The organism is Streptomyces sp. HD (assembly GCF_028369295.1).
GTDB lineage: Bacteria > Actinomycetota > Actinomycetes > Streptomycetales > Streptomycetaceae > Streptomyces.
The window spans coordinates 142,267-154,359 of the sequence record NZ_JAQMYP010000012.1 but is presented as its reverse complement, the minus strand read 5'-3'; the positions used below and the strand labels follow the sequence as shown (position 1 = coordinate 154,359).

Sequence of the window (12,093 nt, the reverse complement as noted above, 5' to 3'; positions counted from 1 at the left end):
TCACGAGAAATCCGATCTGACGCGCTGCTGGCCGATGGACCACCCCACAGAGCCGAGTTCTGGCCATTGCCGGGCGACCCGCTTCTGCCTGTTTCTGCGTCATGCAATCGGGACCGCGTTACACCGCCGCCGGAGACATCCCAAATATGGCGACCCATTCGGGTTCGGGCCCGGGGGCTCGGGTTCGACGGTCGGCCCGGCGGTTCAGGCCTGCCGGCCGGTCGGGAGCATCGCCCAGACCGTCTTACCCAGGGGCTGCCGCCGGGTCCAGCCCCAGTGCTCGGACAGGGCGTCGATGATGCGCAGACCGCGGCCGTGCTCGTCGAAGGGGTCGCTCGCGTGCGGGTACACGGGCGGGCTGTCGCACGGGTCGGTGACGGCGCAGACGAGGTGGGCGGGGCGGCGGAGGCTGATCCTCAGCCAGATCTCGGCCTCGCCGTGCGCGGCGCGGCGGGGCACGGAGCGCGATACGCCGTGCAGTACGGCGTTGGCGGCCAGTTCGGTGACCACCATGAGGGCGTCGGCGCTGCAGTGGTCCAGTGACCAGTCGCTCAGGGTGCGACGGACGAAGTCGCGGGCCCGGCCGCAGTCCTGCTCGGCGCCGACGAGGCGCAGGGCGACCGAGCGGGGCGGGGCACTCAGGGGTTCCGACCTGGCGAGACGGCGCCCACCCGCAGCCCCGGGGCGCTCCTCCGGCGGCACGGCCAACCCCGCGGGGGATGTGGCGCTGCCGGGCAGTCGAAGCCCTTCGTACGCAGGTAAGGACACAACGTCTCCCTGATACGCGGTCAGGACGAGGCGGCTGCACTGCAGTTGACGCCAAGGGCTATTATCCACGCCGACGGCTCCCCCGTGCAATTTCACGGGAAATTGCGCGAGCGGTGCCACGCAGAGCACGTGGTGCGGTCCGGGCCCATCGGGGCGACGGCACCCACCCGTGGCGGAACGTGAGCAAGGAGAGTGCAGTGCCAACAGCACCGAACGGCGTGCGGGCAAGCTCGTTGGGCGTCCGCTGGATCAAGAGCCGGCACAGCAATGCCGAGGGCAACTGCGTCGAGGTCGCCTCCCTGGACGACGGCAGCATCGCGATGCGAAACTCCCGCCACCCCGACGGGCCGGCCCTCGTCTACACCCCCGCCGAGATCGCCGCGTTCCTCGCGGGCGCGAAGGGGGGAGAGTTCGACCACCTGCTGTGACCGGGACCTGAGGTCCACCGGGGACCGAGGCCCATCGGGACCCAGAGCCCGTCTGGACCCAGGGCCCGTCTGCAACCAGGGCCCGTCTGCAACCAGGGCCCGTCTGGAACCAAAGGCCCACCGGGAAGCGGAAGTTGACCCTTCCATTTCTCTCGGTTCCTCCCGGTTCCGGCGGCAGGAGGCGGCGGGATGCGATAATGCGGTCTGTCGTATGCCGGTCTACGGGGAGTCAGGATGTCCGCCGAGTCACCTCGCATCTCCCGCCTCGAACCGTATCTGACCCGCACCGAGCCCGCGCCGACCCTGCTGAAGATGCTGGTCGGCGTGCAGTTGGCGGGTATCCGCGAGGACGTCGGTCTCTCCCAGGACCAGGCGGCGCGTGCCGTGGGGTTCAGCCCGGCGAAGCTGTCGCGCATCGAGGCGGGCAAGGGCCGTCGGCCGCCCACGGAAACCGATGTGCGCGCGCTGCTGGAGCAGTACCGGACCGACGACTACGAGGCCTCGGTCCTGTTGCAGTTGCTGCGACGCGCCGGTGAGCCCGGATGGTGGCAGCGGTACGACAAGCGGCTGATGCCGGAGTGGTTCGACCGGCTGGTCGGGCTGCAGGAGGCCGCGACGGCCATCCGTACCTTCGAGCTCCAGTACGTCCCCGGTCTGCTGCAGACCCAGGCCTACACGCAGGCCGTGGTGGAGCGCGGGCTGCCGACGGCGCCGGCCCGTGAGGTGCACCGGCGGGTGGAGCTGCGGATGCGCCGCAGGGAGCTGCTGCACCGGGCGGACGCGCCCCGGCTGTGGGCGATCGTCGACGAGTCGGTGCTGCTGCGGGTGCTGGGCAGCCGCGAGGTGATGCGCGAGCAGCTGGAGTACCTGGAGGAGATGGCCCGGCTCCCCCATGTGACCGTGCAGATCGTTCCCCTGGACGTCACCAATGCCTCGGCGCCCGCCATCCCCGTCACGTATCTGCGCTTCGGCGGCGTCGACCTGCCCGACATCGTCTATCTGGAGCACATAAAGAGCGCCGCGTTCCTGGAGGACCAGGACGAGACGGAGGAGTACCGGATCGCCCTGGACCGGCTGGGCGACGAGGCCCTCAACCCGCGCGAGTCGCTGGAGCGGCTGCGCGAGACGAAGGCCCGGTACGCACCCGCTCCCTAGGCCCCGGTCCGCCGGCCCGCACTACCCGAGTCGGCCCACGCCCCCGAACTCGATCCATTCCTGGGTGAGTTGGCGTGGTGCCACTTCGGTGTCGGGGCGCCAGGTGGAGACCTCCACCAGGCCGGGTTCGAGGACCTCCAGCCCTTCGAAGAACTCCACGACGTCCTTCTCCTGACGCACCCGACCCCAGTGCCCCTGGGTCGCCTGGTCCATGAAGTCGGTGACGAACTTGCGGACCTCGGGGTCCTCGCTGACCAGTTGGCACATCACCATGCAGCTGCCGGGTGCGAGCCGTTCACGCACCCGGCGGGCCACGGCGAGGGGGCCGTCTGTGTCGCTGTCGGGGATGCAGTGGAACACCGAGTTGAACAGCACGGCCACCGGCTGCGAGAAGTCGATCAGGCGCTTGGTGTCGGGGTGGGAGAAGATGCCCTCGGTCTCGCGCATGTCGGCGTGGATGACGGCGGTGTTGTCGTTCTGGTCCAGCAGGGCGCGGCCGTGGACCAGGACCATCGGGTCGTTGTCGACGTAGACCACGCGCGAGGACGGGTCGACGGACTGGGCGACCTGGTGGACGTTGTTCTGGGTGGGCAGGCCGGAGCCGTGGTCGAGGAACTGCCGGATGCCGTGTTCCTCGGCCAGCGTCCGCACCACCCGCTGCAGGAAGCGCCGGTTGTTCAGCGCGAGGGCCCGGGTGCTGGGGACGACCTTGTCCAACTGTTCACAGGCGGCGCGGTCGGAGGCGTAGTTGTCCTTGCCGCCGAGGTAGTAGTCGTACATGCGCGCGGCTGTCGGAACCGTGGCATCGATCGAGGTGGACAGCTGCTTTCCAGGTTCCATCGTTCCCCCAGGGGCAGGCCGGCGAGGAGATCACCTCGCCGACAACACATCCTAGAGAGACCGCAGTTGGTCGGGCCAGTCCATCGGCCGCCCATGGACCACACTGAGGGACATGAGTACGGACATACGAACCCGATGGCTCCGGGGTGTGAGGGCGCCCGGCGCGAGGATCCGGCTGGTGTGCTTCCCGCACGCGGGCGGAGCGGCGAACCACTTCCACGACTGGGCGGCGCTGACCCCGCCGGCGATCGAGGTCGCGGCGGTGCAGTACCCGGGCCGCCAGGACCGTCTTGCCGACCCGTGCCCGACCACGATGGACGAGCTGGCGGACACGGTCACCAAGGTCCTGCTGCACGAGCGGGCCGACGACCGTCCGCTGGCCCTGTTCGGCCACAGCATGGGTGCGTCGGTGGCGTACGAGGTGGCCCGCCGCCTTGAGGAGGTCCCCGGTCTCGCCCTCACCCGTCTGTTCGTGTCGGGCCGGGCGAGGCCCCGCGTCCCGCAGGAGGAACCGCCCGGTCCGGTCCCGACGGACAGCGAGATCCTCGACCGCGTGCGTCTGCTGGACCCCGAGGGCGCCGCCGTCTACGAGGAGCCCGAGCTGCGGCCCTTGATCATGCCGGCGCTGCGCGCGGACTTCGGCCTGCTGGCCGCGTACCGCCCGGCCCGCCTGCACCGGCTGCGGACTCCGGTCACGGCATGCGGGGGCGACCGCGATCCCGGGTGCGCGGTCGAGGAGCTCGCGTCCTGGTCGGACGTCACGACGGAGGGACCGGACGTCCGGGTCTTCGAGGGCGGCCACTTCTATCTCACCCCGCGCAAGGAGGAGTTGCTGGCCCTCATCGCCGAACAGCTGTCGTGAGTCCGCGTATCGAACGACATGAAACGGCGTGTCGAACGAACGGACGTGCAGTGCGGAGCGAATCCGGGCATGTTCTCCTTTCAACATCCAGAGGGGAGCGCCGAGATGAGCGAGGCCGCCGCAGCCGCACCCCGCAGGGTTGTCGTCACCGGGCTGGGGGCGGTCACGCCGCTCGGTGTCGGGGTCGGGGAGTTGTGGCGGGGGCTGCTCGACGGGCGGCACGGGATCCGGGAGTTGGCGGGGGCGGAGTTCGAGGGGCTGCCCGTGCGGGTCGCGGGGGTGGTACCCGTGGACCTCGCCGGGCTGCTGCCCCGGCAGGTGGCCCGGCGGATGAACCGGGCGGCGCAGCTGGGGGTGCTGGCCGCCCGGGAGGCGTGGGCCGACGCCGGGTTCGTGGCGGGCGGTACACGGGAGAGCGGGGTCGATCCGGCGCGGGTGGGGGTGAGCCTGGGGGCCATCCTCGGTGACGCGTCCGTGCTGGTGGGCGGGGACCGGAGGTTGCGGCAGAAGGGGCCGCGGGCCGTGTCGCCGCTCACCACTCCGATGACCGTGCCCTCGCAGGCCGCGTCCCAGGTCTCCCTCGATCTGCACATCACGGGCGAGGCGCGGACCGTGACGAGCGCGTGCGCGTCGGGGACGGAGGCCATAGGGCAGGCGATCGACCGCATACGGTACGGGCGCGTCGACGTCGCGCTCGCGGGCGGCGCCGAAGCGGTCGTCACGCCGGCGATCATGGCGTCCTTCGCGGCGATGCGGGCGCTGGCCGACGGGGACCCGTCCTCGGACGGTTCGCCCTCCCGCCCCTTCGCCAAGGACCGGGCCGGGTTCGTCAACGGCGAGGGTGCCGGGATCCTCGTACTGGAGGCAGAGGAGCACGCCCGGGCCCGCGGGGCGCGGATCTACTGCGAGGCCGCGGGCTGGGGACTGTCCGCCGACGCCCACCACATGGCGGCGCCCGACCCGACCGGCAGCGGTGTCGCGCTCGCCCTGCGCCGGGCCCTGCGCGACGCCGGAGGCCGGGTCGAGGACGTCGTCCATGTGAACGCCCACGCCACGGCCACGATCGAGGGCGACCTCGCGGAGGCGGGCGCGCTGCGCGCGGTACTCGGGCAACGGTCCGTCCCGGTCACCGCGCTCAAGGGCCACCTGGGGCATCTGCAGGGCGCCGCGGGCGGGGTCGAGGCCGTGGCGGCCGTACTGACACTGCATCACGGGGTGGTGCCGCCGACCGTGGGATGCGGGGAGGTGGACGACGCGATCGACCTGGATGTGGTGACGGGAGCGCCCCGGTCCCTGCCGGAGGACGGCGACCTGCTGCTGAGCAACTCGTTCGGCTTCGGCGGCCACAACGCGGTACTGGCACTACGACGCCGCCACCCCTGAGGGGCGCGGGGAACTGCGCGAACAACCACACACGACCCGCAGGTCCTGGCACTACGACGCCGCCACTGAACACCGAACAGCACGACAACACCCCTAAGGGGCGCGGGGAACTGCGCGAACAACCACACACGACCCGCACTCGCGCGACGACAGCACCGGGCAGACGCTCAGGCGCCCACAGTGCCGATCAAGCCGTGCGCTTACGGGACGCCGTCTTCTTGGCCGGGGTCTTCTTCGCGGCGCTCTTCGCCGTGCTCTTCGCCGCCGTCTTCTTCGCCCCCTGAGCCGTCTTCGAGGTCGACTTCTTGGCCGAGGACGCCGTCTTCTTCGCCGCCGTCTTCTTCGTCGCCGTCGACTTCTTGCCCGCGGTCTGCTTCGGCGCCGCCCGCGCCGACTTACGCTGCGGCAGACTTCTGACCTGCCCCTTCTTCTCGTCCGGTGCCTCGCCACGGGACTCCTTGGCCGCCCGAACACTGCTCTCCAGGGCCGCCATCAGGTCGAGGACCCTGCCACCGGCCGCCGGTTCGGGGGCCTCCGGCGGGGCCTCTCCGGCGGCCTTCGCGGCGACGACCTCCTCCAGGGCCTCCTGGTACTCGTCGTGCAGCTCCTCAAGGTCGATCTCGCCAAGGGTGTCCATCAAGGCGTCCGCGAGATCCAGCTCCTTGTCGTTGATCGTGACCTTGGTGTCCGGCGCGACACCCTCGGGCTCCCGGACCTCGTCCGGCCACAGCAGCCCGTGCATGGCGATGGCGTCGCCGACCACCCGCAGCATGCCCAGCCGCTCACGGCCCCGCAGCGCGAACTTGGCGATCGCCACCTTCTGGCTGCGCTTCAGCGCCTCCCGCAACAGGGTGTACGGCTTCGCGGCCGGCGCCCCGCTCACCGCGAGGTAGTAGGCGCTGTCCATGTGGAGCGGGTCGATCCGGTCGGCCGGCACGAAGGCCACGATCTCGATCGTCTTCGCGGTCGGAAGCGGCAGATGGGCGAGGTCCTCGTCCGTGATCGGGATGATCGTGCCGTCGGCGTCCTCGTACCCCTTGCCGATCTCCGACTGGGTGACCTCACGGTCGTCCAGCTCACAGACCTTGCGGTAGCGGATACGGCCGCCGTCCTCCGTATGGATCTGGCGGAAGGAGATCGAGTGGCTCTCGGTCGCGTTCACCACCTTGATCGGGATGCTGACCAGGCCGAACGAGATGGCGCCGTTCCATATGGATCGCACGTGCAGCACCCTTTCGGTCGGTTCACTCGGCCTGTACGGACATTCACTATGATTTCTGGAATTCTCATCGTATGACGCCGATCACAGAGGTGGAGGGGCGTCGGCTCGCGCTCAGCAACCTGGAGAAGGTGCTGTATCCGGCGACCGGCTTCACCAAGGGCGAGCTGCTGCACTACTACGCCACCACGGCCGAGGTGCTGCTGCCGCACCTGCGCGACCGGCCGGTGTCCTTCCTCCGTTACCCGGACGGGCCGGACGGCCAGGTGTTCTTCACCAAGAACGTGCCGCCGGGCATCCCCGACTGGATCACCACGGCCGAGGTGCCACGCGTCGAGGGGCCGGCGCGGATGGTGTTCGTGCAGGACCTCGCGAGCCTGATGTGGGCCGCCAACCTGGTCACGGAGTTCCATACGCCCCAGTGGGTGATCGACGCTCCCGGCGAGGCCGACCGGCTGGTCTTCGACCTCGACCCCGGTTCGCCGGCGACCGTGGTGGAGTGCTGCGAGGTGGCCCTGTGGCTACGGGAGCGGCTGGCCGCCGACGGCATCGAGGCGTACGCCAAGACGTCCGGCTCGAAGGGGCTGCATCTCACCGCGGCCATCCGGCCGGCCCCCTCCCAGCGGGCCACCGACTACGCCAAGGAACTCGCCGTGGCGGCCGAGAAGGCCCTGCCCCGGCTGGTGATCCACCGGATGACCAAGAGCCTGCGGCCCGGAAAGGTCTTCGTCGACTGGAGTCAGAACGCGGCCCGCAAGACGACGGCCACGCCCTACACCCTGCGGGCCCGCAGCGAGCCGACGGTATCGGCCCCGGTCACCTGGGAGGAGGTGGAGGACTGCCGCTCCCCCGCCTCCCTGACCTTCCTCGCCGCGGACCTGGCCCCGCGCCTCCAGGACTACGGCGACCTGCTGGCCCCGCTGCTCGACCAGGATCGGGCGGGCGAGCTGCCCTGACGTCGCGACGCCGGCGGTCACCTCCCGGCGCCGCGCGATCACCTTCCAGTGCCGACCGGCATCGTCCGGCCCGTCCGGCGTTTGAGGGCGAGGCCCCTTCAGGGCCGAAGCGTGGGTCTGGGGCGGCAGCCCCCAGCGGCAGCCCCCAGCGACGGCCGGCGGCGACGGCCGCCGAAGCCACCCGCACGGCTCAGCCGGCGGCGCCCCAGACCCGCCGGTCCCTTGCCATCGCGTGCAGCGCCTCCACGTCCGCCGGCTTCAGCACCCCGCCCAGCCGGGCCAGACCGGCCACCTCCGTGTCCCGGAGGACCCGCACCTCGCGAACCGGCCCGGGGATCACCACGTCGGAGGGGGCGACCAGGACGAGGACCGGGTGGACCTCGGCGGTCAGGGCGTGGGATGCCCGGTCGGCGTCGGCGCGGACGCGGCGCAGCAGCGGGTACGGTTCGCGGCGGCCGAGGGAGACCATCGGGTCGGCGACGGTCACCTTCTGCTTGCGGGCGTACAGGGCGTGCAGCGCGAACAGACCGCCGGGGCCGATCACCAGATGGTGGACGCGGTCACCGCCGGGCAGCGGCACGGAGTGCAGCGCGTGCCAGCCGGCGCCGTCGAGCCGGTCCAGGGCATCACCGACGGTCTGCTCGGCGGTCAGCGCCCGGCGGCGCGGGTCGGCGCGGAGCCGGTGGGACGGGCCCGGGTCGCGGTCCAGGGCGACCAGGAGCGCCTCGCCGGGCCGGTTGGGCGCCAGGTCGTCGTCCGGATGGAGGGTCAGCCGGGCCAGCTCGGCAGGCGTGGGGACCGGCGGCGGGCCCACCGTCACCGGCCCGGTGAGGAAGGGTCCGAGCACCTCCAGCACATCGTCTTTCCGGTCCTCGCTGAGCAGGTTGATCCGGGCCGCCTCACGGTCGTACCAGGCGAGATTCCGCCCGTCCGTGAGGCACACGTAGAGCCGCTCCTGGCCGTGTCGCCAGGTCGGTATGACGCGCAGTCCGCTCATGCACCATCACCCCACTGACCATGGGAACAGGCGGGGTGCTGCGCGGGCAAGAACCCGGTTACCTTTGTGAGGAGTTGGGCAGACCTCCCGGGAGGGGTGGTTGGGGAGGCGCCGTTGCGTACCCGCAGGAAGCAACCCGACGTACCGGCTCCGGACAGCCCGTGGAGCGAGATCGTGCCCGGCCTGTGGATGGGCGGACACGAGTTCCGGGGCCAGTCGGGACAACTGGAGTTCGCCGTCGTACGGCACGAGTTCGATCTTGTGCAGACCTTGCTGCGACTGCCCGGCCACGGGCCCGCCCCCGGCGTCGAGCACCATGTCTGGCCGATCCCCGACGGGCCGCTGGACGGCACCCAGCTCGCGGGGGTGATCCGGCTCGCCGAGGCGGCCTGCGAGGCACTGGACGAGGGCCGCAGGGTCCTCGTTCGCTGTTACCACGGGTACAACCGCTCGGGGCTGGTCGTCGCCCACGCCCTGATCCGCCGGAACCACTCCGCCGAGCGGGCGATCCGGCTGATACGCTCCCGCCGCTCTCCGTGGGCCCTGCACAACGAGCTGTTCGTGGAGTACCTCCGGGCCGGACTGCCGACCGCCCGGCTGCTGGAGGAACTCGCCGAGTAGCCGGTTCGCCCGTCCGCCCACCGGGTGCGCAAAAAGGACTTCCGTACGAATAGGGTGGGCGGGCCGACACCCATTTCCAGCACCAGCCCCAGCACCACCCCCAGTACCAGCCCCAACACCGGCATCACCCGCACCACCAGCCCTGTTGCCAGCACCAGGAGAACCGTGCCCCGCAGCCGTCCCACGCGCACCGCCATATGCAGCGCCCTTGTCGCACTGTTGCTGGCCGCCGCCACGGCCTGCGACGACGCCGGGGGCCTCCAGGGCGCGGGGCCGACCGAGACCGCGGTCAGCCCGGACAAGCTCTGGCCAAAGATGACGCCGGCGTCCCGGCCCGCCTATGAGATCGGCGAGGTGGTCCGGGAGGCCGTGAAGGGCGTCACCGTTCCCGGGGGCGACATCCGCGACGTGGACCCGGTGACGGTCGTACGCAAGGAGATGGCCAAGAGCCGCGGGGACTACGAGGGCGACGCCGCGCAGTACCGCGAGACCGGCCGGTTGATGGCCGAGTGCGGCAAGGGCGCCGGACGCGGCAGGTGCCCGGTGCTCCAGCCGTACTACCGGGATCTGACCGGCGACGGGCGCCCCGAGCTGACCCTGGGCTTCCGGCTGATGCCCGGCAAGACGACCGCGGTGCGTGTCTACACCGTCGAGAAGCACCGGCTCGTACAGGTCATGAGCTGGGACGACGCCATCAGCGGCGTCGAGCTGGCCGGGCGGTCGGTGATCATACGCTCACCGTCCGAGGTGGCCGGGTACGAGTACCGGCTGCAGTGGACCTGGGCCGCGGACCAGAAGGCGATGCTGCTCACGCACGACGAGATGCTGCGCACCGGTACGCACCGGAAGAACCCGCACAGGATGACGCCGAGCCCCTCGCCGTCGCACTCCGCCTCGCCCTCGATCTCTCCCTCCGCCTCTCCCTCCCCCCCTCCCTCCGGGGGGTCCCCCGCTGCGAGCACCCCATGAGGTTCGGGCTGCCCCGGTGGTCGGGCACGCTGGCCGTGAAGGCCGCCGTCTTCATCACGGTGATGTGCTGTGCGCTCGCCGCGCTGCTCGGCATCCTGGTGCATGTCTCGGTGACGAACCAGACCGTCGGCCAGGCCCGCGACCGCGCGCTGTCCCGGCTGGCGGACGCGACGGCGGCGTTCGAGGCCGGGGACCCGCTCATGCCGGGCACCCGCCTCGATCCGCCGGATCTGCCGCCGTCGCTGCGGGACCTGGCGCTGGCCGGGGAGCGCGGCACGATGGTCGCCGACCACCGGGGGCGGCCCATGATGTGGGCGGCCGGGCCGGTCGACGACGAGCGGGTTCTCGCCGTCGGGATCGACTACTCGCAGCAGTCCCGCACCATCGAGGGGCTGGACCGGGCGATCCTGTGGTCGTCCGTGCTGGCGATCGGGGCGACGGTGCTGGTGGGCGTGTTCGCGGTGACGCGGGTGACGCGGCGGCTGCATGCCACGGCCCGGGTCGCCCGGCGGATCAGCGGGGGCGATCTGGACGCGCGGGTCGACGATCCCCGGACGCAGGATCCGAGCAGGCCGCAGGACGAGGTGGCCGCGGTCGCCGCGGCGCTGGACACCATGGCGTCGTCGCTGCAGGGCAAGCTGCTCGCCGAGCAGCGGTTCACCGCGGACGTGGCGCATGAGCTGCGGACGCCGTTGACCGGGCTGCACGCGGCCGCCGAGCTGCTGCCGCCGGGGCGGCCGACGGAGCTGGTGCGGGACCGGGTGGCCGCGTTGCGCACACTGACCGAGGATCTGCTGGAGATCTCGCGGCTGGACACCGGGCGGGAGCGGCTGGAGCTGGACAGCGAGCCGCTCGCCGCGTTGGCCGAGCGGGTGGTGCGGGGTTCCTCCGGAGGTGTCACGGAGGTCGTTGTCGTGCGGGACCTCGTGGTGGAGACGGATCGGCGGCGGCTTGAGCGGGTGCTGGGGAATCTGGTGGCCAATGCGCACAAGCACGGGCGGGGGCCGGTGACGTTGACGGTGGACGGGGCGGTGGTCACCGTGCGGGATCACGGTGACGGGTATCCGGGGTATCTCCTTGCGCATGGGCCGCAGCGGTTCCGTACGGAGGGCGGAGCCAAGGGGCATGGGCTGGGGTTGACCATCGCGTTGGGGCAGGCGGAGGTCTTGGGGGCGCGGCTCACGTTCTCCAACGCCGTGGAGGGTGGGGCCGTCGCGCGGCTGACTCTGGGGTAGGGGTTCTGAGCGGCTGAGAGCTCGGCGCTTCGGGTCGTATGCCGTCTGCGGGTGGTCGATGGCTGATCGCGCCCACGCGGCGGAGCCGCACATCGAATGCAGCCCCGCGCCCCTTCGGGGCGTTTCTCCTATGGCCCATCTGGACGCGCGGTGGGACGAACCCACTCCTAATGTGGCGGTTAGTCAGGTTTGTTCCCCCGCTCAGGAGGTCCCCATGGCCCTGCGCTCCCGCTTCGCGATATCCATAGCCGCCGGCCTGCTCGCCGGTGCGGCTGCCGTCACGCCCGCTGTCGCCGACGACGAGTGGGGGACCGCGGACGACCCGGGCATGTCCGAGGAGGACTGGGGTGGTTCCGAGGGTGGGGACGGGGGCGACTGGGGGAATGACCAGCAGTTCACCCGGGGGCGGGTCACCGCGAGCTCGCTGCTGCTGCGCAGTGCGCCCAACCGGGGCAGCCAGGTGATCCGGGTCGCGAACCAGGGGGACATCGTGCGGATCTTCTGCCAGACCGAGGGCCAGAGCGTCGACGGCAACAACCGCTGGTACCTCCTCGCGGACGGCACCTGGGCCTGGGGGTCGGCCCGGTTCATCGAGACCCGGCGCTCGCCGCGCTGGTGCTGAAGCGGTAGGCACGCAAGACGGACTATTTGGGTAAGTTC

Annotated in this window: 12 protein-coding genes and 1 pseudogene; 9 read left to right on the top strand and 4 right to left on the bottom strand. The window is 71.3% G+C overall.

What is annotated here, in order from left to right; genetic code table 11:
• Positions 1 to 204 precede the first annotated feature (204 nt).
• Positions 205 to 768 (bottom strand): ATP-binding protein, encoded by a 564-nt coding sequence (locus tag POF73_RS14700; RefSeq protein ID WP_272115191.1) that lies wholly within the window; start codon positions 766 to 768, stop codon positions 205 to 207.
• Positions 769 to 965: 197 nt separating this feature from the next.
• Between POF73_RS14700 and POF73_RS14695 the strand changes: the two genes are divergently transcribed.
• Together POF73_RS14695 and POF73_RS14690 are read left to right on the top strand one after the other, a co-directional pair.
• Positions 966 to 1,196 (top strand): DUF397 domain-containing protein, encoded by a 231-nt coding sequence (locus POF73_RS14695; protein ID WP_272115190.1) that lies wholly within the window; start codon positions 966 to 968, stop codon positions 1,194 to 1,196.
• Between the two features lie 234 nt (positions 1,197 to 1,430).
• On the top strand, positions 1,431 to 2,351 hold the full coding sequence (locus POF73_RS14690; RefSeq protein ID WP_272115189.1) for a helix-turn-helix domain-containing protein: 921 nt from the start codon (positions 1,431 to 1,433) through the stop codon (positions 2,349 to 2,351).
• 21 nt (positions 2,352 to 2,372) lie between these two features.
• Here POF73_RS14690 and POF73_RS14685 read toward each other — a convergent pair whose 3' ends face one another.
• Positions 2,373 to 3,191, bottom strand: coding sequence for an SAM-dependent methyltransferase (locus POF73_RS14685; RefSeq protein WP_272115188.1), 819 nt, complete (start codon positions 3,189 to 3,191; stop codon positions 2,373 to 2,375).
• Positions 3,192 to 3,303: 112 nt separating this feature from the next.
• Here POF73_RS14685 and POF73_RS14680 point away from each other — a divergent pair, with 112 nt between their 5' ends.
• Positions 3,304 to 4,053: a thioesterase II family protein gene (locus tag POF73_RS14680; protein WP_272115187.1), complete on the top strand. Its 750-nt coding sequence runs from the start codon at positions 3,304 to 3,306 to the stop codon at positions 4,051 to 4,053.
• A 111-nt stretch (positions 4,054 to 4,164) separates the two neighbouring features.
• Positions 4,165 to 5,436: pseudogene (locus tag POF73_RS14675) on the top strand (beta-ketoacyl-[acyl-carrier-protein] synthase family protein); the annotation flags it as partial.
• A gap of 187 nt (positions 5,437 to 5,623) precedes the next feature.
• On the opposite strand, the gene ku reads toward POF73_RS14675, so the two are convergent.
• Positions 5,624 to 6,658, bottom strand: a complete 1,035-nt coding sequence (gene ku, locus POF73_RS14670) for a non-homologous end joining protein Ku (RefSeq protein ID WP_443049516.1) — start codon at positions 6,656 to 6,658, stop codon at positions 5,624 to 5,626.
• A gap of 71 nt (positions 6,659 to 6,729) precedes the next feature.
• On the opposite strand from ku, the gene ligD reads away from it, so the two are divergent.
• The gene (gene ligD, locus POF73_RS14665; protein ID WP_272115185.1) at positions 6,730 to 7,611 is read left to right on the top strand and encodes a non-homologous end-joining DNA ligase; all 882 of its coding nucleotides are present in this window, start codon (positions 6,730 to 6,732) and stop codon (positions 7,609 to 7,611) included.
• Between the two features lie 190 nt (positions 7,612 to 7,801).
• Here the strand turns inward: ligD and POF73_RS14660 are convergent, their stop codons facing one another.
• Positions 7,802 to 8,608 carry a nuclease-related domain-containing protein gene (locus tag POF73_RS14660; protein WP_272115184.1) on the bottom strand — a complete coding sequence of 269 codons (807 nt, stop codon included), beginning with the start codon at positions 8,606 to 8,608 and terminating at the stop codon, positions 7,802 to 7,804.
• A 114-nt stretch (positions 8,609 to 8,722) separates the two neighbouring features.
• On the opposite strand from POF73_RS14660, the gene POF73_RS14655 reads away from it, so the two are divergent.
• The 4 genes from POF73_RS14655 to POF73_RS14640 all read left to right on the top strand — a co-directional run bounded on the left by POF73_RS14655 (position 8,723) and on the right by POF73_RS14640 (position 12,055).
• Positions 8,723 to 9,229 (top strand): protein-tyrosine phosphatase family protein, encoded by a 507-nt coding sequence (locus POF73_RS14655; protein ID WP_272115183.1) that lies wholly within the window; start codon positions 8,723 to 8,725, stop codon positions 9,227 to 9,229.
• 165 nt (positions 9,230 to 9,394) lie between these two features.
• Complete coding sequence (locus POF73_RS14650) at positions 9,395 to 10,198, top strand: hypothetical protein (RefSeq protein WP_272115182.1); 804 nt, start codon at positions 9,395 to 9,397, stop codon at positions 10,196 to 10,198.
• Complete coding sequence (locus POF73_RS14645) at positions 10,195 to 11,433, top strand: sensor histidine kinase (protein ID WP_272115181.1); 1,239 nt, start codon at positions 10,195 to 10,197, stop codon at positions 11,431 to 11,433. Before POF73_RS14650 ends, POF73_RS14645 begins: the two co-directional genes overlap by 4 nt.
• A gap of 214 nt (positions 11,434 to 11,647) precedes the next feature.
• Positions 11,648 to 12,055 carry an SH3 domain-containing protein gene (locus tag POF73_RS14640; RefSeq protein WP_272115180.1) on the top strand — a complete coding sequence of 136 codons (408 nt, stop codon included), beginning with the start codon at positions 11,648 to 11,650 and terminating at the stop codon, positions 12,053 to 12,055.
• The last annotated feature ends 38 nt before the right edge of the window (positions 12,056 to 12,093 follow it).

What these genes read in the sequence shown, in the direction of transcription:
- POF73_RS14685 (WP_272115188.1), bottom strand. Translation starts at nt 3,191, where the DNA reads ATGGAACCTGGAAAGCAGCTGTCCACCTCGATCGATGCCACGGTTCCG.
- POF73_RS14660 (WP_272115184.1), bottom strand. Translation starts at nt 8,608, where the DNA reads ATGAGCGGACTGCGCGTCATACCGACCTGGCGACACGGCCAGGAGCGG.
- POF73_RS14680 (WP_272115187.1), top strand. Translation starts at nt 3,304, where the DNA reads ATGAGTACGGACATACGAACCCGATGGCTCCGGGGTGTGAGGGCGCCC.
- ligD (WP_272115185.1), top strand. Translation starts at nt 6,730, where the DNA reads ATGACGCCGATCACAGAGGTGGAGGGGCGTCGGCTCGCGCTCAGCAAC.
- POF73_RS14645 (WP_272115181.1), top strand. Translation starts at nt 10,195, where the DNA reads ATGAGGTTCGGGCTGCCCCGGTGGTCGGGCACGCTGGCCGTGAAGGCC.
- POF73_RS14690 (WP_272115189.1), top strand. Translation starts at nt 1,431, where the DNA reads ATGTCCGCCGAGTCACCTCGCATCTCCCGCCTCGAACCGTATCTGACC.
- POF73_RS14640 (WP_272115180.1), top strand. Translation starts at nt 11,648, where the DNA reads ATGGCCCTGCGCTCCCGCTTCGCGATATCCATAGCCGCCGGCCTGCTC.